Annotated in this window: 21 protein-coding genes and 2 tRNA genes; 8 read left to right on the forward strand and 15 right to left on the reverse strand. The window is 73.2% G+C overall.

Translation table 11 applies throughout. From position 1 onward, the window contains the following. Nucleotides 1-559 precede the first annotated feature (559 nt). On the forward strand, nt 560-787 hold the full coding sequence (locus tag ABZV78_RS19420; RefSeq protein ID WP_355640370.1) for a hypothetical protein: 228 nt from the start codon (nt 560-562) through the stop codon (nt 785-787). An 8-nt stretch (nt 788-795) separates the two neighbouring features. Here the strand turns inward: ABZV78_RS19420 and ABZV78_RS19425 are convergent, their stop codons facing one another. Further along, complete coding sequence (locus tag ABZV78_RS19425; protein WP_355640372.1) at nt 796-1,593, reverse strand: carbon-nitrogen hydrolase family protein; 798 nt, start codon at nt 1,591-1,593, stop codon at nt 796-798. 40 nt (nt 1,594-1,633) lie between these two features. Next, entirely contained in the window at nt 1,634-2,467 is an 834-nt protein-coding gene (locus tag ABZV78_RS19430; protein ID WP_355640374.1) for a DMT family transporter, read from the reverse strand. A 41-nt stretch (nt 2,468-2,508) separates the two neighbouring features. Here ABZV78_RS19430 and ABZV78_RS19435 point away from each other — a divergent pair, with 41 nt between their 5' ends. Beyond that, nucleotides 2,509-3,132: an XRE family transcriptional regulator gene (locus tag ABZV78_RS19435; protein WP_355640376.1), complete on the forward strand. Its 624-nt coding sequence runs from the start codon at nt 2,509-2,511 to the stop codon at nt 3,130-3,132. A 23-nt stretch (nt 3,133-3,155) separates the two neighbouring features. Here ABZV78_RS19435 and clpX read toward each other — a convergent pair whose 3' ends face one another. The 5 genes from clpX to ABZV78_RS19460 all read right to left on the reverse strand — a co-directional run bounded on the left by clpX (nt 3,156) and on the right by ABZV78_RS19460 (nt 7,718). Continuing rightward, nucleotides 3,156-4,451, reverse strand: a complete 1,296-nt coding sequence (gene clpX, locus ABZV78_RS19440) for an ATP-dependent Clp protease ATP-binding subunit ClpX (protein WP_091319119.1) — start codon at nt 4,449-4,451, stop codon at nt 3,156-3,158. Between the two features lie 214 nt (nt 4,452-4,665). Continuing rightward, nucleotides 4,666-5,328 carry an ATP-dependent Clp protease proteolytic subunit gene (locus ABZV78_RS19445; protein WP_091269636.1) on the reverse strand — a complete coding sequence of 221 codons (663 nt, stop codon included), beginning with the start codon at nt 5,326-5,328 and terminating at the stop codon, nt 4,666-4,668. A 10-nt stretch (nt 5,329-5,338) separates the two neighbouring features. After that, entirely contained in the window at nt 5,339-5,980 is a 642-nt protein-coding gene (locus ABZV78_RS19450; protein ID WP_088960728.1) for an ATP-dependent Clp protease proteolytic subunit, read from the reverse strand. 172 nt (nt 5,981-6,152) lie between these two features. Further along, nucleotides 6,153-7,499 carry a trigger factor gene (tig, locus tag ABZV78_RS19455; RefSeq protein ID WP_355640378.1) on the reverse strand — a complete coding sequence of 449 codons (1,347 nt, stop codon included), beginning with the start codon at nt 7,497-7,499 and terminating at the stop codon, nt 6,153-6,155. Between the two features lie 145 nt (nt 7,500-7,644). Continuing rightward, nucleotides 7,645-7,718: transfer RNA gene (locus tag ABZV78_RS19460), tRNA-Pro, on the reverse strand. Nucleotides 7,719-7,857: 139 nt separating this feature from the next. Here ABZV78_RS19460 and ABZV78_RS19465 point away from each other — a divergent pair. After that, nucleotides 7,858-7,931 (forward strand) — tRNA-Gly (locus tag ABZV78_RS19465). A gap of 236 nt (nt 7,932-8,167) precedes the next feature. Here the strand turns inward: ABZV78_RS19465 and ABZV78_RS19470 are convergent. After that, nucleotides 8,168-8,488: a hypothetical protein gene (locus tag ABZV78_RS19470; RefSeq protein ID WP_355640380.1), complete on the reverse strand. Its 321-nt coding sequence runs from the start codon at nt 8,486-8,488 to the stop codon at nt 8,168-8,170. 303 nt (nt 8,489-8,791) lie between these two features. Continuing rightward, entirely contained in the window at nt 8,792-9,241 is a 450-nt protein-coding gene (locus ABZV78_RS19475) for an SRPBCC family protein (RefSeq protein ID WP_355640382.1), read from the reverse strand. 179 nt (nt 9,242-9,420) lie between these two features. Here ABZV78_RS19475 and ABZV78_RS19480 point away from each other — a divergent pair, with 179 nt between their 5' ends. Next, nucleotides 9,421-12,372: an Hsp70 family protein gene (locus ABZV78_RS19480; RefSeq protein ID WP_355640384.1), complete on the forward strand. Its 2,952-nt coding sequence runs from the start codon at nt 9,421-9,423 to the stop codon at nt 12,370-12,372. Here ABZV78_RS19480 and ABZV78_RS19485 read toward each other — a convergent pair. Continuing rightward, nucleotides 12,362-14,242 (reverse strand): propionyl-CoA synthetase, encoded by a 1,881-nt coding sequence (locus ABZV78_RS19485; RefSeq protein WP_355640386.1) that lies wholly within the window; start codon nt 14,240-14,242, stop codon nt 12,362-12,364. The genes ABZV78_RS19480 and ABZV78_RS19485 overlap by 11 nt on opposite strands. A 146-nt stretch (nt 14,243-14,388) precedes the next feature. Here ABZV78_RS19485 and ABZV78_RS19490 point away from each other — a divergent pair, with 146 nt between their 5' ends. Further along, nucleotides 14,389-14,643 carry a hypothetical protein gene (locus ABZV78_RS19490; protein ID WP_355640388.1) on the forward strand — a complete coding sequence of 85 codons (255 nt, stop codon included), beginning with the start codon at nt 14,389-14,391 and terminating at the stop codon, nt 14,641-14,643. A 148-nt stretch (nt 14,644-14,791) separates the two neighbouring features. On the opposite strand, the gene ABZV78_RS19495 is transcribed toward ABZV78_RS19490, so the two are convergent. After that, on the reverse strand, nt 14,792-15,322 hold the full coding sequence (locus tag ABZV78_RS19495; RefSeq protein WP_355640390.1) for a hypothetical protein: 531 nt from the start codon (nt 15,320-15,322) through the stop codon (nt 14,792-14,794). 99 nt (nt 15,323-15,421) lie between these two features. On the opposite strand from ABZV78_RS19495, the gene ABZV78_RS19500 reads away from it, so the two are divergent. Both ABZV78_RS19500 and ABZV78_RS19505 read left to right on the forward strand, forming a co-directional pair. After that, nucleotides 15,422-16,642 (forward strand): GNAT family N-acetyltransferase, encoded by a 1,221-nt coding sequence (locus ABZV78_RS19500; RefSeq protein WP_355640392.1) that lies wholly within the window; start codon nt 15,422-15,424, stop codon nt 16,640-16,642. Between the two features lie 37 nt (nt 16,643-16,679). Continuing rightward, nucleotides 16,680-17,057 carry a hypothetical protein gene (locus ABZV78_RS19505; protein ID WP_355640394.1) on the forward strand — a complete coding sequence of 126 codons (378 nt, stop codon included), beginning with the start codon at nt 16,680-16,682 and terminating at the stop codon, nt 17,055-17,057. Nucleotides 17,058-17,094: 37 nt separating this feature from the next. Here the strand turns inward: ABZV78_RS19505 and ABZV78_RS19510 are convergent, their stop codons facing one another. From ABZV78_RS19510 to ABZV78_RS19525, 4 genes are all read right to left on the reverse strand, one after another. Next, a complete protein-coding gene (locus ABZV78_RS19510; RefSeq protein ID WP_355640396.1) occupies nt 17,095-17,565 on the reverse strand; it encodes a ribose-5-phosphate isomerase in 471 nt (156 codons plus the stop codon). A gap of 72 nt (nt 17,566-17,637) precedes the next feature. Continuing rightward, the gene (locus ABZV78_RS19515; protein WP_355640398.1) at nt 17,638-18,837 is read right to left on the reverse strand and encodes a DUF1015 family protein; all 1,200 of its coding nucleotides are present in this window, start codon (nt 18,835-18,837) and stop codon (nt 17,638-17,640) included. 71 nt (nt 18,838-18,908) lie between these two features. After that, nucleotides 18,909-19,268: a hypothetical protein gene (locus ABZV78_RS19520; protein ID WP_355640400.1), complete on the reverse strand. Its 360-nt coding sequence runs from the start codon at nt 19,266-19,268 to the stop codon at nt 18,909-18,911. Nucleotides 19,269-19,388: 120 nt separating this feature from the next. Beyond that, a complete protein-coding gene (locus tag ABZV78_RS19525) occupies nt 19,389-20,012 on the reverse strand; it encodes a DsbA family protein (RefSeq protein ID WP_355640402.1) in 624 nt (207 codons plus the stop codon). A gap of 224 nt (nt 20,013-20,236) precedes the next feature. On the opposite strand from ABZV78_RS19525, the gene pepN reads away from it, so the two are divergent. Then, entirely contained in the window at nt 20,237-22,783 is a 2,547-nt protein-coding gene (gene pepN / locus ABZV78_RS19530; RefSeq protein WP_355640404.1) for an aminopeptidase N, read from the forward strand. Nucleotides 22,784-22,800: the final 17 nt, after the last annotated feature.

Below are 22,800 nucleotides of genomic sequence, written 5' to 3' on the forward strand. Positions count from 1 at the left end.
TTTGGCACTGGCTTATCAAGCACCCTGTTGAGTTCTCAAAGAACAACCACACACCATCCGGAAACCCCGCACCAGCAGGACCCCCGTCCGGGGCAACCTCTCTAACTTACCCGGTCCGATCTTCGCTGTCAACCTCGTGTTTGAGGTGATCAACTTGGTTCGGTCCGATCCACGCTGACGCTCGCCGTAGATGGCGGTCGTTGCTGTCGTGGATTCCGGCGGACCGGCCGATCGCCGCTTTCGCGGCCACCCGCCCGGCTCCCTGCCGGCTTTCGAACTCTACCCGGTCGGCTTCGCGATCGCAACCCCGTGTTTCTCGGAGTGTCTCGCACCGCCCGGATCCTCAGTCTGGCTCGGCGTCGCCGCCACCAGCCTGGCGCCCGTTCTCGGCCGGTTTGTCCGGCCTCCCGCGTGCAGAGAGAAAGTTACGCGGACGGCTCCGAGAAGGCAAATCAATGATCGTCATTGCCGCTTTCGGCGCCGCTCCCGCGAGTCCCGCCGGCGGAAAGCCGGGATCGGACGGGACCACCGCGGGCTCATCCGTGCCAGAGTGTTCGGCATGGATGACGTGTCCCGGTTCCCGGCGACGACGCTCGCCGAGGAGGCACTGCTCGGGCTCCTGCTGCCGTTCTGGCAGCTGGTCATCGGCGCCTTCGTGCTCGCCGTCGTCCTGCTGTCGGTGGGGCGCCTCGTCCGGCGCGGTCCCTCCCGGATGACCACGGCCCTGCTCGTCACCGCGGCGGCGATCGCCGGCTTCACGGTGGTGGGCGTGCTCCTGGAGAGCTGAGCCCGGGTTCAGAGCCGCCGGTTGGCGAGGCTCGGCACCTCGACGCGGATCGCCCGCAGCCGGTCCAGGTCCAGCTCGGTGACGGCGAGACCCGGGCCGTCGGGGACCTGGCTGACGACCGTCCCCCACGGGTCCACCACCATGCTGCGTCCGAAGCAGGTCCGCCCCGGCTCGTGGTCGCCGGTCTGCCCAGCGGCCGCCACGTAGCACTGGTTCTCGATCGCCCGGGCCCGGAGCAGCACCTCCCAGTGGTCGCGCCCGGTGTGCATCATGAACGCGGCCGGCACCACCAGGAGCTCCGCGTCGCCGTCGACGGCCAGTTGCCGGTAGAGCTCAGGGAACCGGAGGTCGTAGCAGATCGACAGGCCGACCCGGAGGCCCTCGACGTCCACCACCACGGGCTTCTCGCCCGGCGCCACGCTGGCCGACTCCTGGTAGGAGACCCGGCCGGGGATCTCGACGTCGTACAGGTGGATCTTGCGGTAACTGGCGGCGAGCGCGCCGTCGCGGTCGAAGACCAGCGAGGTGTTCCAGGTGTGCTCCGGGTCCGGGCCGGCCTCGTGGAACGAGCCGGCGATCACCCACATGCCGAGCCGGCGGGCGGCGTCGGCGAAGAACCGGCCGACCACGCCGTCGACCGGTTCGGCCGGGGGCATGCCGGCGGCGAGGCCGAGGTAGTCCACGTACTCCGGGAGGACGGCGAGGTCCGCGCCGGCCGCCGCCGCCCGGGCCAGCAGGGCCTCGGCGGCGGCGAGGTTCGCGGCTCGGTCCTCACGGGCGTTGAGCTGACAGACGGCGACGCGCATGACGCTCAGCGTACGGGCGGACGGCGGGTGGCGACAGGGCTCAGATGCTCGCCAGCACGAGCGCGCCGGCGGCGAAGCCGAGCCCGGCCAGTTGCACCGGGCGGAGCCGTTCCCGGTCGACCGCGAGCGCGAGGAGCACGGTGCTCGCCGGGCAGAGCGCGGCGATGGCGGCCACCACGCTGAGGTGGCCCCGGCCGGCGGCGGCCAGGAAGAGCGCGTTCGCCGCCGAGTCCAGCAGGCCGGCCGCCGCGGCCCAGCGGAACACCCGCGGTTCGAGCCGCAGGCGTACGCCGGTGCGCACGGCGAGCGCGAGACCGAAGGCGATGGAGCTGACCCGTACGGCGGCCACCGGCCACATGCCGGCGCCCTCGTCGGCCTGGCCGAGCAGCGCGAAGAAGATCCCGAACAGCAGCCCGGCGCCCAGCGCCATGCCGATCAGCCGGCCGGACACCCGGCCGGTGGCGCCGCCCTCTCCCAGGCTCACCAGCGCGATGGCCACCACGGCGAGCCCGGCGCCGGCGAGCGCCAGAGTGCCCGGGGAGTGTGCGGTGACCAGTCCGGCGACGATCGGCACGACCGCGGCGGTGATCGCGGTGACCGGTGCGACGACCGCCATCACGCCGCCGGCCAGGGCCTTGTAGAGCAGCATCACCCCGGCCGCGCCGGCCACTCCGGCGAGCAGCCCCCAGGCCAGGTCGAGCGGGCCGGGCGTGCCGGGCACGAGCAGCACGAGGGCGAGCAGCAGCGGGACGCTGAGCAGTTGCGACACCACGGTCACCGCGATCGGGTCGGCGTGCCGGGACGCCTTGCCGCCGGAGAAGTCGGCCGTGCCGAACGCGACCGCGGACACCGCCGCGAGCACAATGGGGAACATCAGGCAGTCGTACCACAATATTGACCGCGAAGGATAGTGTGATGACCGACGCCGGAGGGCGGGTGGGCGCGGTGACCTCCGCGGTGGCCCGACAGGTACGCGAGCTGCGGGCTGCCCGCGGCTGGTCCTTCGAGGAGCTGGCCGGGCGCTCCGGGGTGAGCAAGGGCATGCTCGTGCAGATCGAGGGGGCGCGGACCAACCCGAGCGTCGGCACCCTCTGCCGGGTCGCCGACGCGTTCGGCGTCAACATCGCCCGGCTGCTCGAGCCGGCCGAGGAGAGCACCGTACGGGTCTCCCGGGCCGGCGACGCGCCGGTGCTGTGGCGGGGCGAGCACGGCGGCACCGCGCGACTGCTCAGCGGTCTCGGCGAGCCGGACCTGGTCGAGCTCTGGGAGTGGCGAATGCAGCCCGGCGAGGCGCACCACTCCCCCGACCACCCGCGCGGCACCCGGGAGGTGTTGCACGTGCTGGCCGGGACCGTCACGGTCACCGTGGAGGGCGTCGACCACGAGGTGCGCGCCGGCGAGACCGTGGAGTTCCACGCCGACCGGGAGCACGGCTACCGCACCGCGGGCGACGAGCCGGCGCGGCTGGTGATGGTGGCGGTCACCCCGTCGGGCGAGTGGGACCGGCGGACCCGGTCACGCGGACCGCGCCCGAGCTGACCCGGGCGCGGTCGCTGCGGCGGTCAGGCCGACTTCTCCTCGCGGTCCCGGCGGGCCCGCCGGCCGGTGAACTCGCGGGGCACGATGGTCGGGTTGACGTTCTCCAGGACGACCTCGCGGGTGATCAGCACCCGGGCGGCGTCGGGGTTGCTCGGCACCTCGTACATCACGGAGAGCAGGACCTCTTCCATGATCGCCCGCAGACCGCGGGCGCCGGTGCCGCGGAGCATGGCCTGGTCGGCGATCGCCTCCAGCGCGGGCTGCTCGAACTCCAGCTCGACGCCGTCCAGCTCGAAGAGGCGCTGGTACTGCCGGACCAGGGCGTTGCGCGGCTCGGTGAGGATGCGGACCAGCGCGCTGCGGTCGAGGCTGCGCACGTTGGTGATCACCGGGAGCCGGCCGATGAACTCGGGGATCAGCCCGAACTTGAGCATGTCCTCCGGCATGACCTGGCTGAAGATGTCGTCGGTCGACCGCTCGGAGACCGAGCGGAGCCGGGCGCCGAAGCCGGTGCCGCCGGAGCCGGTGCGGGCCTCGATGATCTGGTCGAGGCCGGCGAAGGCGCCACCGCAGATGAACAGCACGTTGGTGGTGTCGATCTGGATGAACTCCTGGTGCGGGTGCTTGCGCCCGCCCTGCGGCGGCACGTTGGCCACCGTGCCCTCGAGCATCTTCAGCAGCGCCTGCTGCACGCCCTCACCGGAGACGTCCCGGGTGATCGACGGGTTCTCCGACTTCCGGGCGATCTTGTCGACCTCGTCGATGTAGATGATCCCGGTCTCGGCGCGCTTGATGTCGTAGTCGGCCGCCTGGATCAGCTTGAGGAGGATGTTCTCCACGTCCTCGCCGACGTAGCCCGCCTCGGTGAGCGCGGTCGCGTCGGCGATCGCGAACGGGACGTTGAGCATTCGGGCCAGGGTCTGCGCCAGGTGGGTCTTGCCGCACCCGGTCGGGCCGAGCAGCAGGATGTTGGACTTGGCCAGCTCGACGCCGTCGCTGCCCGAACCCGGGGCACCGGCCGCCTCGGCCTGGATCCGCTTGTAGTGGTTGTAGACCGCGACGGCGAGCGCCTTCTTGGCCTGCTCCTGACCGACGACGTAGTTGTCGAGGAACTGGCAGATCTCCATCGGCTTGGGAAGCTCTTCCCACTTCACCTCGCCGGACTCGGCCAGTTCCTCCTCGATGATCTCGTTACAGAGATCGATGCACTCGTCGCAGATGTAGACCCCGGGGCCTGCAATGAGCTTCTTGACCTGCTTCTGCGACTTGCCACAGAAGGAGCACTTCAGTAGGTCGCCGCCGTCACCGATCCGTGCCACCTACGTTCTCCCTGCACTCGTCGGCCGGGAAGCCGGCCCTGACCTGCGGGCGCCGCGCGCCCGTCCGTCCTGTCGTCCCACCTCGCCGGTCCGACCCAGCGAAGCGGCACAGACCCGACGTTACCCGCTGCCGGAGGTTTCTCCGACCCCCAAATCGGGTGTGTCAGAGGTCGGCCGGGAAGGACGCCCCGACCGACCTCCGACCTCGCACTGCTCAGCTGGCGGCGTGAGACGCCAGCAGACCCTTCTTACGGCTGGTCAGGATCGTGTCGACCAGCCCGTACTCCTTGGACTCCTCGGCCGTCATGATCTTGTCACGGTCGATGTCCTTGCGGACCTGCTCGATGGGGCGGTTGCAGTGCCGGGACAGCATGTCCTCCAGCTGCGTCCGCATCCGCAGGATCTCCCGGGCCTGGATCTCGATGTCCGACCCCTGGCCGTAGCCGCCCTCGGTGGCCGGCTGGTGGATGATGATCCGGGAGTTGGGCAGCGCCATCCGCTTGCCCGGGGTGCCCGCCGAGAGCAGCACCGCCGCCGCGCTGGCCGCCTGGCCGAGGCAGACGGTCTGGATGTCCGGGCGGACGTACTGCATGGTGTCGTAGATCGCCGTCATGGCGGTGAACGAGCCACCCGGCGAGTTGATGTACATGATGATGTCGCGGTCCGGGTCGGTGCCCTCCAGCGTCAGCAGCTGGGCCATCACGTCGTTGGCCGACGCGTCGTCCACCTGGACGCCGAGGAAGATGATCCGGTCCTCGAAGAGCTTGTTGTACGGGTTGGACTCCTTCATCCCGTACGACGTGCGCTCGACGAACGACGGCAGGACGTAGCGGTTGTGCACGGCCGCGAACTGGGGCGGCAGGCTCAGGTCGGTCATCGTCAGCTCCTCAGCTCAGGGTCCCGGCGCCATCCGGAACCTGCGCGGCCCCGATGATCACCTTGTCGATGAAGCCGTAGTCCATGGCCTCCTGGGCGGTGAACCAGCGGTCCCGGTCCGAGTCCGCCTCGATCTGCGCCTGGCTCTGGCCGGTGTGGTGGGCGACCCGCTCCTGGAACATCCGCTTCGTGTAGAGCATCTGCTCGGCCTGGATCGCGATGTCCGACGCGGTGCCGCCGAGGCCACCGGAGGGCTGGTGCATCATGATCCGCGCGTGCGGCAGGGCGTAGCGCTTGCCCTTGGTGCCCGCGCAGAGCAGAAGCTGGCCCATCGACGCGGCCATGCCCATCGCCACGGTCGACACGTCGTTGTCGATGAACTGCATGGTGTCGTAGATCGCCATGCCGGAGTAGACCGAGCCACCCGGCGAGTTGATCCAGAGGTTGATGTCGCGGTCCGGGTCCTCCGCGGCGAGCAGCAGGAGCTGCGCGCAGATGCGGTTGGCGACCTGGTCGGTCACCTCGCTGCCCAGGAAGATGATCCGCTCCTTGAGCAACCGGTTGTAGACCGAGTCGTCGAGGTTGCCAATGGAGTCGCCACCGCGGGCCTCGATCGCCCGGAGCGACTTCTTGGGGATGTGCATGTCGGTCATGGCAGCCCTTCGCTCTCCGTACCGTCCTACCCGACACTAACCGCTCAGCCGGGGGCCGTACTCCCGGTCGGGGCACTGTTCGCTCTCAGCGCAGTCACCCTCGGGGCGTACCCGGAAAAGGGTTTCGGCCGCCGCCCGGCGCGTAGCGCGGGACGGCGGCCGACGCCGACGATCAGTGCTGGTGGTCGTGCTCGGCCTCGTTCTGGGCCCGCAGCGCGTCGAGGGTGACCTCGTTGCCCGCCGAGTCCTTGATCTTGATCTTCTCCATCACCGAGGCGAGCGCCTTGCCCCGGCGCACGTCACCGAAGACGGCCTGGGCGGCGCCGGAGCGGACCAGCTGGTCGTAGTACTGCTGCGGGGCCATCCCGGCGCGCTGGGCGCGGTGGACGATCTCGTGACCGAACTCGTCGTCAGAGACCTGGACGTCCTCGGCGTCGGCGAGGGTGTCCAGCAGGAGCTGGATCTTGACGCCGTCGGTGGCGGCCTCGGTCAGCTCGGTGTCGATCTGCTCCTCGGTCTTCTCCTCCGCGGCGAGGTATTCCTCGAGGGAGGCGCCGATGCGCTCGAGCTGGTCGACCATCGCGGCCTTGCGGCTCTCGACCTCCTCCTTGACGACACCCTCCGGCGCCGGCACCTCGGCGGCCGCGACCATCTGCTCGAGGGCCTTGTCCCGGGCGGCGTAGATCTGCTCGACCTGCTTGCCCCGGGTCACCCGCTCGCGCAGGTCGGCGCGGAGCTCCTCGATGGTGTCGAACTCGCTGGCCAGCTGGGCGAAGTCGTCGTTGAGCTCGGGCAGCTCCTTCTCCTTGACCGTGCGGACGGTCACCGCCACGTCGGCGTCGCGGCCGGCGTAGTCGCCGCCGACCAGCTGGGTGGAGAAGGTGGTGCTGTCGCCGGCGGCCAGGCCGACCAGCGCCTCGTCCAGGCCCGGCAGGAGCTGCTTGCTGCCGACCTCGTGCGAGATGTTGCTCGCCTGCCCGCCCGGCACGTCCTCGCCGTCGACGGTCGCGTTCAGGTCGATCTGGACGTAGTCGCCCTCCTGGGCGGCCCGCTCGACGGTCTTCAGCGTGGCGAACCGCTCGCGCAGGCTGTTGACCTGCTCGTCGATCTCGCTGTCGGCGATCTGGATCTCGTCCACGGTCACCTCGATGGTGGCCGGGTCGGGCAGGGTGATCTCCGGGCGGACGTCCACCTCGGCGGTGAAGTTGAGCGAGTCACCGTCGTTGAACTCGGTGATCTCGACCTCCGGACGGCCGAGCGTCTTCAGGTCGTGCTCGCGGACCGCGGCCAGGATGTTCTGCGGGATGGCCTCCTGCACCGCCTCGTTGAGGACGGTGCCCCGGCCCACCCGCTGGTCGATCACGGCGGCGGGAACCTTGCCCCGGCGGAAGCCCGGAACCTGGACCTGCTGGCCGATCTCCCGGTACGCCTTCCTGAGGCTCGGCTCGAGCTCGACGAACGGCACCTCGATGGCGAGCCGCACGCGCGTCGGGCTCAGAGTCTCGACGGTGCTCTTCACAGGCGTACTCCTTGACGGATCTCAGTTGAGTCTGGGCGTGATTGCGCGCATCGAGTGTAGGCGAGCCGACCTGCGGCATCGGCAGCGCCCGGGTACCGCGCGGAAAAAATCGGCGGTTCCCGGACGACCCGATCGCGTACGACAGTCGGGGTGGCGGGATTTGAACCCACGGCCCCTCGCTCCCAAAGCGAGTGCGCTACCAAGCTGCGCCACACCCCGTGGCGACGAGAAGTGTATGCCGTCCGGGCCCGCCGGACGGGCACCGGGGCGGTCCGGAGCGGCGCGGCGGTACGGCGCTGCGCGTCCGGTTCCGGGATTGGGTAGGCTGTCGGGCGCGTCCCGCGAGAGCGGGGCGGTCGCGGGCGTAGCTCAATGGCAGAGCTTCAGTCTTCCAAACTGACGGTGCGGGTTCGATTCCCGTCGCCCGCTCCACCGCACTCCGGCCGAAGTCAGAGGCTGCATCCCCGCATCCTGGGCCGGTCGTCCACTCCCCCGCTCTGATCCCGCCGGCCATCCGTGGGCCACCAGCAGCTCTGGCCGCCGCTGCGCCGGGCCTGCTTGACGATCCGCCGGTCCATGGCCGAGGAGATCCGCTCTCAGCCAGCGGCCGGCTCGCACTCCTCGATCAACTCCCATGATCGCGCACCTGGGCCTTCCACCGGCTACGGCTATTCCTCGTCACCAACGTTCAGCATGAACGGCGATCCCGGATGATCCGGTTGCCATCCACGCTCAAGTGCTTGCCGTATGGCGCTGGCGACCGCCGAAGGCAGCACCGGAGATGCCGCGGCGTTCATCCAGTTGCCAGCGTGAGCGGACGCCAGCCGCACGACGAGGGTGGAGCAGCCGGGCGAGTCTGTCCGCTCAACGGCAAAGCTCAACGGCGACCAGGTCAAGCCCTGGCTGTACGTAGGCTTCCGGCGGACGAGCCAGCGATAGCACGTGCCATCGACGACGATCGGCCTACTGCCTCGCTTGTTGATCACCACCGATCCTCCCGCCATGCCGTGGCCACCATGTCGCACCCATACCGCCATTCGTACAGCCGGCCTTCGGCGGTCAGCCTGGGACGTAGCCGTTCGGAGAGTGGACCACCAGTCGAAAGCCCATCGGCACCCGCTGGTGGCGAGGCAGGCCGACGGCGCGTCACAGGGGGCCTCCCCGTGGGGACATGCGCCGCTGTCAACGTCATGCCAGCGCACGCTACAACGGGCGTGCGCGTGGCGCTGCCCGTGCCATCCGCGTGCCGTTCACCCGGAGCGTCGGCTCCCTCCGGCGAGGCATGAGTTCACCTACCGTGCGGGGACCTGTCGGTGTACGGCGATGTCCTCCACACGGTGCAGTGTTTCCGAGTTGCGCGGGCGCAGCATCAGCGCCAGTACGGTCTCCGGCACGAAGCGGGCGGCCCCTGCGGCCGCCCGCCAGCCCATGCGTACCCGGGTCGTGGTGGCCGAGACCGGCTCCAATGCCAGGCGGACCCGAGCGATCCCGAGCGGACCGGCGTGCGCGTCGAGTTCGAGGAGACGGTTCGGCTCCATCTCCCGCACCACGGTCTGGTCCTCGATCTGCAGCGGCCATGGGCCCACCCGGTGATGGACCCGGGTGCCCACTGCGGGCCAGCCGTCGTCGACGGCCCGTATGTGGGCGGCACCGACAACCCAGCTGGCGTAGCTCCAACCATCCGCGAGCACCGCGAAGATCCGCTCGGGTGGGGTGCGGATCGTTCGGCAGACCTCGATCATCACGCTCCTTGCTCCGGCCGCGCCATGGCTTCCCCGCTTAGGCCGAGGCAAACGAGGGCGGCTGACGCACCCGGCGGGCGCACCTCGCCCGGGCGGTACCGCGCCGGAGATCGCCGGGCGGCGGGGGCTGCGTACGATGCGGGGCCGGACATCCCCTCGTCGGGTGGAGGTAGCGACGGATGTCAGGCCAGCGGGACGGTTTCGCCCTCGGCGTGGACCTCGGCACCTCGAACACCGTGGCCGTGCTGCGCTGGCCCGACGGGCGCACCCGCCCGTTGCTGGTGGAGGGCCAGCCGATCCTGCCGTCCGGTGTGTACGCCGACACCGACGGGCGCCTGCACGTGGGGCGGGACGCGCTGCGGCTGGCCCACGCCGACCCCGACCGCTACGAGCCGAACCCGAAGCGTCGCGTCGACGAGCCGGAGGTGACGCTCGGCGACCGCCGGCCCACCCCGGCCGAACTGCTCGGCGCGGTGCTGCGCGCGGTGGGCGAGGCCGCGGTGGGCGCGCTCGGGTTCCTGCCGCCCGCGGTGGTCACCTGCCCGGCGACCTGGGACGCCGGTCGGCGGCAGGTGCTCGCCGAGGCGCTCGCCCTGGCCGGCTGGCCCTCGGCGGCCGAGCACACCCTCTCCGGTCCCACCCCGCCCGGCACCCGGCTGCTGCGCGAGCCGGTGGCGGCGGCGCGCTACTACACCGAGGTGCTGCGCCGGCCGGTTCCGGTGGGTGAGTCGGTGGCGGTCTTCGACTTCGGCGGCGGGACGCTGGACGTCGCCGTGGTGCGCAACGAGGGCGCGGACCCGTGGGGTGACTCCGGCTTCACTTTGATCTCCTGCGGCGGCCTCGACGACCTGGGCGGGCTGGACCTCGACGCCGCCCTGCTGGCGCTGGTCGGCGAGCGGGTCGCCGCCACCCACCCCACGCAGTGGGCGCGGCTGAGCGAGCCGGCCGACACCACCGGGTGGCGGGAGCGGCTCCAGTTCGTCGAGCACGTCCGGGGCGCGAAGGAGATGCTGTCCCGCACCACGACGGCGCCGGTGGCGGTGCCGGGGGTGCCGGCCGCCGTGTCGCTGACCCGGACGGAGCTGGAGGGGGTGGCCGCGCCGCTGCTGCGGCGGGCCGTCGCCGAGACCCGGCGGGTGATCTCCGCGGCCAGGCTGACCCCGGAGCGGCTCGCCGGGCTGTTCCTGGTGGGCGGCTCGTCCCGGATGCCGCTGGTGGCCCGGCTGCTCCACGCCGAGCTGGGAATCGCGCCCACCGTGCTGGAGCAACCCGAGCTGCCGGTCGCCGAGGGCGCGCTCACCGACCTGCCGCTGCGCCGGAACCGGTCCGCCGCCCCGCCGCTGCCGCTCGCCCCGGTCGGCGCGCCCCCCGCCGGCCCGCCAACCGCCGCGACCCCGGCCACCGCGTCCCCGGGCGTCGGCCCGGCCGGCACGCTGCCCGCCGGGATGCCGACCGCCGCCGCGGATCCGAGAACGCCCGTCCTCCCATCTGGCGCCACCACGGAAGTGGGCGGCACGACCGTCGCCCCGGGACCGGAAAGCACGACCGTCGCCGCAGGAGCGAATGGCGGGCCGCTCGCCGCCGGACCGCACGGCACCGCCGTGGCCCCGCACTCACCCGCACCGGGTACGCCGGCACCGGCCCTGCCGCCGTACGGCTCGCCGGCGGGCGTACCCCCGCAGGGGCCCGGGATCCCGCACCAGCCGGCGGCGTGGCCGGGCTCGCCCGGCGTACCCGGGAACGGCACGCCCGGATCGCCGGCGGCGCCGGCCGGCGGTGGCCGCCGACGGCGGGCGCTGTGGATCTCGATCGGCGCGGTGGCGGCCCTGGCCGGGGTGGCCACCGCGACCGTCCTCTACCTCACCCGGGACCGCCACCCGGAGCTGGACTTCCAGGCGTTCGGCAAGGGCACCCGGGTCGCGGCCGGCGGGAAACGGCCGGTGGAGATGTTCACCGCGGTCGCGGGCGACCGGGCCTACCTGGCCTATCCGCGCGAGAACGGCCGGCTGGCGGTGGTGGCCGTCGAGGCGGGCACCGGCAAGGAGCTGTGGCGGGAGGAGAGCGCCACCACGGCCGACCAGTGGGCCGGGGTGGTCGCGCTACCCGGCGCGGTGGCGCTGCTCGCGGACGCCGCCGGCAGCAGCACCCCGCGCCAGCTCGAGGTGCTCGACGGCGGGCACGGCACGCCGCGCTGGCGGCACACCGTGCAGGGGGACGACGAGATGTTCGTCGGGAAGGAGATGGTGGCGCTCACCGACCACGAGCGGAAGCGGCTGGTCGGGCTCGACCTGCGCGACGGCGGCGAGCGCTGGGAGCTGGCCGACCTGACCGACGAGTACGGCAACACCCGCGACAGCGTGCACCCGGTGACCACCGACGAGGCCGTGTCCGGCCCCGCGTACGGCGACGGTTCGCCCCGCGACCCGGAGCAGGGCCCGGTCGAGCAACTCGTGCAGGTGAGCGCGGACAGGTCGGTCCGGCTCATCGACCTCGGCTCCGGCGGTGAGGTCCGCCGCTGGAAGGCCGTGGCCGAGCCGGACGACCTGGTGGCCGCCCACGAGGACCGGCTCTACGTGGCCGGCGACGACGGGCGGCTGCTCGCGTACGACCTGGGGAAGCAGGCGCAGCCGAGCGTGCTCTACACCGCGGAGGACGACGACCGGCAGGCCAAGGCGCTGGCGCCGTGCGGGGAGCACCGGGCCTGCCTGCTGGAGGTGACCAACTCCGACGACCAGACCGCCACGGTGGTGGCCGCGCAGGAGGGCAAGGGCGTCAAGCGGTGGGCGGCGCCGGGGATGACCCAGCTGGTGCCGGTCGGCGAGCGGGTGCTGGCCCGGCGGATGTACCCGGAGCCGGCCGCGACCCTCTTCGCGGCGGACGGGACGCGGGTGCTCGACGACGAGGACGGGGTGGCCCTCCGGGTCGACGCCGGCAACCTGCTGGTCTTCGCCGACCCGCTGGGCAGCGGGGTGGACGACCGCAGCGTGGCCGGGGTGGGCGCCGAGTCGGGCACGGTGGCCCAGCTCGGCGAGCTGAAGGACGTGCGGGGCGACTCCTGCTCCTGGAACACCCAGGTCATCGTGTGCGGCTCGGAGGAGGACTTCGTGCTCCACCGCTTCGTCAAGGAGTAGCGCCGAGGTCGCGGAAGACGGCCAGGGCCGCCGGGTCCTCGATGGTCGGCGGCACCGGCTCGTCCCGCCCCTCGACCAGCCCGCGCATGGTCCGGCGGAGGATCTTGCCGGAGCGGGTCTTGGGCAGCGCCGGCACCACGGTCACCCGGCGGAACGCGGCCACCGGCCCGATCCGCTGCCGGACCAGGGCGACCAGCTCACCGGCGAGCGCGTCCGGGTCCGCGTCGGCGCCGGCCTTGAGCACCACGTACCCGCTGGGCACCTGGCCCTTGAGCGCGTCGGCCACGCCGATCACCGCGCACTCGGCGACCGCCGGGTGCGTGGCCAGCACCTCCTCCATGGCCCCGGTGGAGAGGCGGTGCCCGGCCACGTTGATCACGTCGTCGGTGCGGCCCATCACGTAGAGGTAGCCGTCGTCGTCGAACCGGCCGCCGTCGCCGGTCAGGTAGTAGCCGGGGAAGGTGGCGAGGTAGGAGCGGACGAAGCGCTCGTCGTCGCCCCAGAGGGTGGGCAGGCAGCCCGGTGGCAGGGGCAGCCGGATCACGATCGAGCCGTCGGTGCCCGGCGGCACCTCCCGGCCGCCGCCGTCGACCACCCGGACGTCGTAGCCGGGGACGGGCACCGACGGCGAGCCGGGCTTGATGGGCAGCGGCTCCAGGCCGCGCGGGTTGGCCGCCACCGGCCAGCCGGTCTCCGTCTGCCACCAGTTGTCCACCACGGGTACGCCGAGCCGCTCCCCCGCCCACGCCCAGGTGTCCGGGTCCAGCCGCTCGCCGGCCAGGAAGAGGGTGCGCAGGCTGGTCAGGTCGTGACCGGCCAGGAGCGCCCCGTCCGGGTCCTGCCGGCGGATCGCCCGGATCGCGGTGGGCGCCGTGAACAGGGCGGCCACCCGGTGCTGGGCGACCACCCGCCAGAACGCCCCGGCGTCCGGGGTGCCGACCGGCTTGCCCTCGTAGAGCACGGTGGTGGCACCGGTGAGCAGCGGCGCGTACACGATGTAGGAGTGGCCGACGACCCAGCCCACGTCGGAGGCGGCCCAGAAGACGTCGCCCGGCTCGATACCGTAGACGTTCCGCATCGACCAGCGCAGCGCCACGGCGTGCCCGCCGTTGTCCCGCACCACGCCCTTGGGCCGGCCCGTGGTGCCGGAGGTGTAGAGGATGTAGAGCGGGTCGGTGGCGGCGACCGGCACGCACTCCACGGGCTCCGCGTCGGCCATCACCTCGTCCCAGGTCAGGTCGCGGCCGGGAAGCAGCGGAGCGGGCTCCTGGGGGCGCTGCACGATCACGCAGTGCGCCGGGGCGTGGGCCGCCTCGTCCAGGGCGGCGGCGAGGATCGGGTGGTAGGGCACCACCCGGTCCACCTCGATGCCGCAGGAGGTGGCGACGACCACGGCCGGCCGCGCGTCGTCGATGCGGACGGCCAGCTCGTGGGCGGCGAAGCCGCCGAAGACCACCGAGTGCACCGCGCCGATCCGTGCGCAGGCCAGCATGGCGATCACCGCCTCCGGCACCATGGCGAGGTAGAGCAGCACCCGGTCGCCCCGACCGACGCCGAGCCGGCGCAGCGCTCCGGCGAACCGGGCGGTCTCGGCGAGCAGTTCGGCGTAGCTGAGGGTGCGGACCGTGCCGGTGACCGGGCTGTCGTGGATCAGCGCGGGCTGGTCGCCGCGGCCGGCCGCCACGTGCCGGTCGAGCGCGTTGTGGCAGGTGTTCAGCACACCGTCGGGGAACCAGCGGTACAGCGGGGCGCCGCTGTCGTCGAGGATCCGCTCCGGCGCCCGGTGCCAGTCGAGGTCCGCCGCGGCCTCCCGCCAGAAGCCGGCCGGGTCGGCGATGCTCCGCTCGTACGCTGATCGATACGCGCCCATCCCGTCATGCTGGCCGCACCTTCGGGCCGGCACGACGGCCGGCCCGGATCGGTGCGCCGGAAGCGCGCCCCGGCTCGGTGAACGGCCCGGCCCGGCCGGTGGGCGGTCGCCGTTTCCGCCCGAGCCGGCAGGGGTACGGCTGGCCCATGGAGACGAACACGAAGGCGTACCTGGTGGGCGGTCCGCGCGACGGCAACAGCCAGGACGCGGGTGACCAGGCCCTGTTGGAGATCGAGATCGACGGCATGATCCACCGCTACATCCGGACCACCCAGCAGCACGGCGAGGGGGGCGTCGTCTACAACTACGACGGGATGGTGGCCCCCGGCGGCGGCGAGCCGGGCGTCGAGGACCCGGCGGCGCGGGTCGCCTCGCCGAAGGCCGACGCCGGGGGGCAGTGACGGCTCAGCCCACCGGGCGACGGATGAACCGCGCCCGGCCGGGTAATGCGAGCGCCGTCCTGGTGGAGTGACGACCGGCGTCGCGGCGTTCCGCGACCGGGCACGCGGGCGGGCGGCGGGAGGGCCGCCCCGCCCGCGGCCACGGTCGTCAGTTGCCGGTCATCCAGTTCCAGGCGGAGACCACCCACTCGGTCTGCTGCAGGTAGGCCACCCCCACGCCGACCAGGAAGAGCGCGGTCACCAGGTGCGCGCCGCGGGCGCTGCGCCGCACCCGGCCGAGCTGCCGCTCCAGGACCAGCCGGCCCAGCAGGCGGGCCAGCGCGAACAGGCCGGCGGCGGTGAGCAGGCTGAGCACGAAGGTGAGCAGCGGGGTGGCCAGGTTGCCCCGGCCGGAGATGGCCCAGATGCCCCAGCAGACGAAGGCGAACAGGGCGCCGGCCGCGCTCCACTCCCCGCCCCGGCGGAGCTGGGCGAGGTGCCAGCCCATCGGGCGCCGGGGCGACGAATCACCCGTCCAGTCGCCGGGGTCGACGGCGGGGAACTGCTCGGTCCGGGGCGTACGCGGCTGGCCGACGGCCGCCACCCCGCGCCGGAACGGGTCCCGCTGCGGGGGCACCACGCCGGGCTGCGGCGGCACCTCGACCGTCCGCTCGGCCCACGGCTGTGTCTGGTCCGCCATCTCGTGTCCTCCCCCTCGACCGACGCCGGCCACGGTTCCGAGGGTAGCGAGCCGGCAAATAGGGTGCCGACCCCGAACGTGATGGGTTAGACACATCCGATGACCGACGCGGTGGTGCCCCGGGCCGAGGACTTCGACGAGATCGCCGCCTTGCTGGCGCTGGCCTTCCACGGCGGGTCCGACCCCGAACTGCTGGAGCTCGAGCGCGGGGTGTTCGAACCGGACCGGTCGCTGCTGGTCCGCGACGGCGCGACCGCCGTGGCGCACGCCGCAGCGTTCACCCGCGACCTGGCCGTGCCCGGGGGCAGCGTGCCGGCCGCGCACGTGACCATGGTCTCGGTCGCCCCGACGCACCGCCGGCGCGGGCTGCTCACCGGGCTGATGCGCCGGCAGCTCCGCGAGGTCCGCGGCGCCGGCCGGGAGCCGCTCGCGGTGCTCTGGGCCAGCGAGGGCCGGATCTATCCCCGGTTCGGCTACGGCCTGGCCGCGGAGCGGCTCATCGTGGCCGGCGACACCTCCGGGCTGCGCCTGCCGGACCCGACGCCCGCCGAGGGCACCCTCCGCCTGGACCGGCCGGCGCCGCACCGGGCCGGGCTGGCCCGGCTGTACGAGCGGGTGCGCGCCGACCGCCCCGGCTGGTCCCAGCGGGACGAGCGCTGGTGGGACTACGTGCTCGCCGACGTGAAGGGGCTGCGGGGCGGCGCCACCGAGCGCCGGGTGCTGTTGCACGAGGGGCCGGACGGTCTCGACGGGTACGCGCTCTACCGGACGAAGGAGGACTGGACGGGCACCGTGCCGCGGGCCGAGGTCCAGGTGGGCGAGGTGGTGGCCGCCCGACCGGAGGCGTACCTGGCGCTGTGGCGGCTGCTGCTCTCGATCGACCTGACCCGCCGGGTGTCCTTCCCGATCGCCGCCGTGGACGAGCCGCTCTTCCGGCTGGTGGACGAGCCGCGGCAGCTCGGCGCCCGGCTTGCCGACGCCCTCTGGGTCCGTCTCGTGGACGTGCCGGCCGCGCTGGCCGCCCGCCGCTACGCCACCGACGTCGACGTGGTGGTCGAGGTCACCGACGACCTGCTGCCGGAGAACAGCGGCCGTTGGCGGCTGGTCGGCGGGCCGTCCGGGGCGGAGTGCACGGCCACCGCGGCGCCGGCCGGGCTGGCCTGCGACGTCCGTGCCCTCGGCGAGCTCTACCTGGCCGGCGCCGGCCTGGCCGCGCTCGCCGCCGCCGGCCGGGTCCGGGAACTGGTCCCGGGCGCGGTGGCGGCGACCGGCCCGGCCTTCGGCTGGCACCGCGCCCCGGCGCCCATGGAGGTCTTCTGACTCCCGCGCGCCGCGCCGTGGCCGGTACGGTCGGGTGATGGGTGATGCGGAGCGGCGGCGGCGGAGGCTGCGGCACCACGGCGACGGCGCCACGCCGGACGGTGAGGCCGCGAGCGCGAGCACGGCCGGCGTGCACGACGACGACGGCTCCCGGTCGCCGCGTGGCGCCAGACGCGCCGAGCACGATTCCTCGGAGCCCCGGGGCCGGCGCCCGGGCCCGCCCGCCGAGGAGGGCGAGCGGGGGCTGCGCGGGCTGGTCGGCTCGGGCTCCTCGCAGGTGAGCGTCACCGCCGCGCTGCGCGCGCGGGACGCCGCCCGGCCGACCGACGAGGACCTGGCCGAGGCCGACGCCCGGGTGGTGATCGTCCGGCGCAACTGGGTGCCCCGCGAGGACCTGCCCCGCACCGGACGATGACGGGCGCGACCCGGTCGCCGCGCCCGCCGGCGACGCGTCAGGCGGGCAGTTCGGGCAGCTCCTGGCTCTGCTCGTAGTCGGCGACCTGGGCGATCCGGCGGGCGTGCCGGGGGTTGCCGGAGAACGGAGTGGTGAGGAACGCCTCGACCAGGGCGGTGGCCTCGTCCAGGGCGTGCTGCCGGGCACCGACCGCGATGATGTTGGCGTCGTTGTGCTCGCGGGCCAGCTGGGCGGTGTCGATGTTCCAGGCGAGCGCCGCCCGGACCCCGGCGACCTTGTTGGCGGCGATCTGCTCGCCGTTGCCCGAGCCGCCGATGACCACGCCGAGGCTGCCGGCGTCGTCGACCACGCGCCGCCCGGTGTGCAGGCAGAAGGCCGGGTAGTCGTCGTCCGGGTCGTAGGCGTGCGGGCCGACGTCGATCACCTCGTACCCCTGCTTGGCCAGGTGGTTGGCGAGGTGCACCTTCAGCTCGAAGCCGGCGTGATCGGATCCCAGGTAGACGCGCATACCGCGCAGTCTGACAGGCCCGCCCCCGTGTCGGCGCGCGGGCGGCGGCACGGAGGCGGATTCGTCACACGCTCAGCGGGGAAGCTCGGCGACGACCAGGCCGGCCCGCGCCTTCGGGGTGAACCAGGTGCTCTTGCGGGGCATCTTCTCCCGGGCCAGGTTCACCGCGACGAAGTCGTCCACGGTCACCGGGGCGACGAGGACGGCAAGCTCGGCCCGGCCCGCGTCGACCTCGCCGGTGAGCCAGCTCGCCGGGTAGTCGCCGCCCACGTAGGTGATCCGCTTGTCGCCCGGGTCGAGGCCGAGCGCGTCGCGCAGCAGCAGCCGCTCGACCAGCGCGTGGTCGAGGTTCTCCAGCCGGCCGCCGCCGACGTGCGGCAGGCGCACCGCGTACCCCTGGCCGGCGAGATGGAGGTGCACGGTGCCGCCGGTCGCCGGGACGCCGACCGGGCCGGCGCTCGGGGTGATCTCCGCGCCGGCGGCGCGGAGTCGGTCGAGTAGCTCGTCCGGGGTGGTGGTCAGCTCGCTGACCAGCCGGTTGTAGGGCTGGATGGCGACCGAGGCCGGGGTGGTGATCACCGACAGGAAGCGGGGGAAGCCACCGGTCTGCGCGGCCAGGCTGCGGTGGTTGCCGTCGGCGACCACCAGCTCGCCGCCGCCCGCCAGGGCGGTCAGCTCGTCCTGCGCCGCCCCCGGGCCGAGCAGCCAGATGGCGTGCGTGCGGCCGGCCTGGTCCACGTCGGTGGCGGCGGGCGCGCCGGCCGACTCGGTCGCCGCCGCGAGCGCCGCGTGCAGCTCGTCGCCGCGCCCGGTCTGGAGCAGGAGTACGGGTGAGAGCAGGTGACCCAGCGCCTCGGCCAGGGCGACCCGCTCCCGCACCTTAGCGATGAACACGTCCTCGTTGCGGATCACCAGGCCGGGCTCGTCGGCCCGGGTGGAGATCTGGTCGGTGTCGACCATGGCGAACAGCCCGTACGCGCTCTCCTCGCCCGGCGCGCTGATCCGGTAGAGCACCACGACCTGCTCGGCCGGGGTGTAGCTGCCGTCCGCCTTGGCCTCGGCGAAGCGGGCCACCGCGTCGGGAAGCGCGTCGAGGAAGGACTTCCCGAGGCTGCCCGGCGCCCGGTGGGGCATCTCGATGCCCAGGGCGCTGTGCGGATTCGCCTCGACGATGGCGGTGATCTCCGCGTCGTCGGCGAACTCGTCGTAGTTCTGCGCGCCGGTGCCGCCAGTGGTGATCCAGGCCCGGGCGATCGGATGCACGACCGTCATGCCCGCTGACGCTACCCGCGCCGTCCGGAGCGCCGGTGCCGGACCCGCGCGCCTTCCACCAGATGAAAGGGTCAGCCGTTGCGGTGCCGGCCGGGAGCCGGGCTGCCGCCCGGCGTCGGGGCGGCCGGGCGGGAGCCGCCGGAGGGGGCGAGCCGTACGGTCGTCGTCCCGGCCGGGGCCGGGCGGCCGGCCGCTGCGCTGGTGCGGACCGGGCCGGGGGTCCGCGCCGGCAGGCCGGCGTCGGCGGGCGGGGTCATCCGCGAGGTGGCCACCACCCGGGCGACGCCGACCACGATCGGCGGGGCCAGCAGGTCGGCCAACTCGGCCGGGACCGCCGGCCAGTCGCCCTCGGCCACCGACCAGTACGTCGCACCGGGGTCCTCGGTCGCCGTCTCCGGCGCGTTGTCGGACAGGCGGCGGTGCTTACCCATGGGAACGCCTCCAGGAGCTGCCGGGCTGCGGCCCCGGGCGGGCCGCCGGCTGGGACACCCGGTGAAACGAGCCCCGCACCGGCCCGGTGACGGGGCGGCGCGGGGCTCGTCCGGCACGGCTCAGTCGAAGATCGGGCCCTGTTCCCGGGTGCGCTTCAGCTCGTAGAAGCCGGGCGTGCCGGCCACCAGCAGGACGCCGTCCCAGAGCCGGCCGGCCGCCTCGCCCTTCGGCGCCGGGGTGATCACCGGGCCGAAGAAGGCGACCTGCCGGCCGTCCGGACCCGGGGCGTGGACCACCGGGGTGCCCACCTCGGTGCCGACCGGCCGCATGCCCGCCTCGTGGCTGGCCCGCAGCGCCTCGTCGTACTCGGTCGACTCGGCGGCGTCCGCGAACGCCGGGTCGAGGCCGACATCGGTGAGCGCGCCGACCAGCATCTCCCGGCCCAACTCCTCCTTGCCGAGGTGGATCCGGGTGCCCATCGCGGTGTAGAGCTTCGCCAGCGTCTCCCCGCCGTGCGCCTGCTCCACGGCGATGCAGACCCGCACCGGGCCCCAGCCCTTCTTCATCAGATCCTGGTACTGCTCCGGCAGGTCCCGGCCCTCGTTGAGCACGGACAGGCTCATCACGTGGAACCGGATGTCCACGTCCCGGACCTGCTCGACCTCCAGCAGCCAGCGGGAGGTGATCCACGCCCACGGGCACAGCGGGTCGAACCACATGTCCACGGCGACACGTTCGGTCACGGTGTCATCCCTTCACGACTCCACGCGCCGGAGCTCCGGCGCCTTCCCCTCCGATCCTCACCCCACGCGGCATCGACCGGTACCGGAATGAGAGCGTGACCTCGGCCACCGAAGGGTGTCCGTGCATGGAAGACTCGGTTTCGGACCGGCCGTCACGAGCGGGCCGGGGAGGCCGGCCGCGGGGCGCGGCGAGACGAGTGGGATGGAGACGAACAGTGCCGGGAGTGCGCAACCTGACCCAGGTCGAGGCCACCGAGCGGGCCCGCCTGCTCGACGTCACCGGGTACGACATCAAGCTTGATCTGTCGACCGCGGTGCAGGCCGACGGCCGTACCTTCCGGTCGGTGACCGAGGTCCGGTTCCGCTGCGCCGAGCCGGGAGCGAGCACCTTCATCGAGACGGCCGCCGAGTCGGTGCGGTCGGCGACGCTGAACGGCACACCGGTCGACATCTCCGGCTGGTCGGCCGAGAAGGGCCTCACCCTCACCGGCCTGGCCGCCGAGAACGTCCTCGTGGTCGACGCCGACTTCGGCTACTCCAACAGCGGGCAGGGCCTGCACCGCACGGTCGACCCGGTCGACGGCGAGACCTACCTCTACAGCCAGTTCGAGACGGCCGACGCGCAGCGGGTCTTCGCCGCCTTCGACCAGCCCGACCTGAAGAGCGTCTACACCTGGCACGCCACCGTCCCGGAGCACTGGCGGGTGGTGTCCAACATGCCGGTCGAGCGCGAGGAGCCGGCCGGCGAGGGGCTCAAGACCGTCCACTTCGCCGAGTCGGCGCGGATGAGCACCTACATCACCGCGCTCTGCGCCGGCCCCTACCACGAGGTGCGGGACAGCCACGACGGCATCGACCTGGGTGTCTACTGCCGGGCCTCGATGGCGCAGTACCTGGACGCGGACGACCTGTTCCTGATCACCAAGCAGGGCTTCGACTTCTTCCACGAGAAGTTCCAGGTGCGCTACCCGCTGCCCAAGTACGACCAGCTCTGGGTGCCCGACTTCAACGCCGGCGCCATGGAGAACTTCGGCTGCGTCACGCACGCCGAGTCGCACTACATCTTCCGCTCGCAGGTCACCGACTTCGAGTACGAGCAGCGGGCCAACACGATCCTGCACGAGCTGGCCCACATGTGGTTCGGTGACCTGGTCACCATGCGCTGGTGGAACGACCTGTGGTTGAACGAGTCGTTCGCCGAGTGGGCCAGCCACTGGTGCAACACCCACGCCACCCGCTTCTCCGACGCGTGGACGACCTTCCTGTCCATCCGCAAGAACTGGGGCTACCGGCAGGACCAGCTCTCCTCCACCCACCCGGTCTACTGCGAGATGCCGGACCTGGAAGCCGTCGAGGTCAACTTCGACGGCATCACCTACGCCAAGGGCGCCAGCGTGCTCAAGCAGCTCGTCGCGTACGTGGGCGAGGAGCCGTTCCTGGCCGGCCTGCGGGCCTACTTCGGCAAGCACGCCTGGGGCAACGCCACCTTCGACGACCTGCTCTCCGAACTCGAGAAGGCCTCCGGCCGGGAGCTGCGCAAGTTCGCCGCCCAGTGGCTGGAGACCGCGCAGGTCAACACGCTGCGCCCCGAGGTGACCATCGGCGCCGGCGGCGCGTACGAGCGGGTGGTGGTCCGGCAGGAGGCGCCCGCCGGGCACCCGACCCTGCGGACCCACCGGATCGGGGTGGGCCTCTACGACCTGACCGACGGGCGGCTGGTCCGCCGGGAGCTGGTCGAGGTGGACGTGACCGGCGAGCTGACCGAGCTCTCCGTGCTGCACGGCAAGCCCGCCGCCGACGTGCTGCTGCTCAACGACGACGACCTCACGTACACCAAGCTGCGGCTGGACGAGCGGTCGATGGCGAACGTGGTGCAGCACATCGCCGGTTTCGACTCGTCGCTGGCCCGGGCGCTCAGCTGGACCGCCGCCTGGGACATGACCCGCGACGCCGAGCTGGCGGCCCGGGACTACGTGGCGCTGGTGCTGGCCGGGCTGCCGGCGGAGACCGACATCAACCTGGTCACCGCCACCCTGCGCCAGGCGACCACCACGCTCACCTTCTACGCCGACCCGGCCTGGGCGCCGACCGGCTGGGCCGAGCTGGCCCGGGCCGCCCGCACGGCGCTCGCCGCGGCCGAGCCGGGCAGCGGCTTCCAGCTCGCCTGGGCCCGGGCGTTCGCCTCGGCGGCCCGCTCCGACGAGGACCTGGCCACGCTGCGCGGCTGGCTGGCCGGCGCCGAGGTGCCGGCCGGGCTGACCGTGGACACCGAGCTGCGCTGGACCGTGCTCCAGGCGCTGGTGGCCAACGGCGCGGCCGGGGCGGCCGAGGTGGACGCCGAGCTGGCCCGCGACCGGACCGCCAGCGGCGAGCGGGAGGCCGCGTACGCGCACGCGCTGGTGCCGACCGCGGAGAACAAGGCGGCGGTGTGGACGCAGCTCACCGGCCCGGAGGCGCTGCCGAACTGGCGCAACCGGGCGCTGCTGCAGGGCTTCACGCACCCGGCGCAGGTGGAGCTCACCGCGCCGTACCGGGAGAAGTACTTCGCCGCGGCGGCCCAGGTGTGGGCGCAGCGGGACAGCGAGCCGGCGCAGGAGTTCGTCCAGCTCGCCTACCCGGCCTACCTGGTCGAGGACGACACGGTGGCGGCCACCGACGCCTGGCTGGCCCAGGAGGGCCACCCGGCGCCGCTGCGCCGGCTGGTGGCCGAGGGCCGCGACGGCGTGGCCCGCGCCCTCAAGGCCCGCGCCCGGGACGCCCGGACCGCCTGATCGAGGAGCACGCGGCC

The sequence above is a fragment of the Micromonospora sp. NPDC004540 genome (genome assembly GCF_040610095.1).
Classification (GTDB): domain Bacteria; phylum Actinomycetota; class Actinomycetes; order Mycobacteriales; family Micromonosporaceae; genus Micromonospora.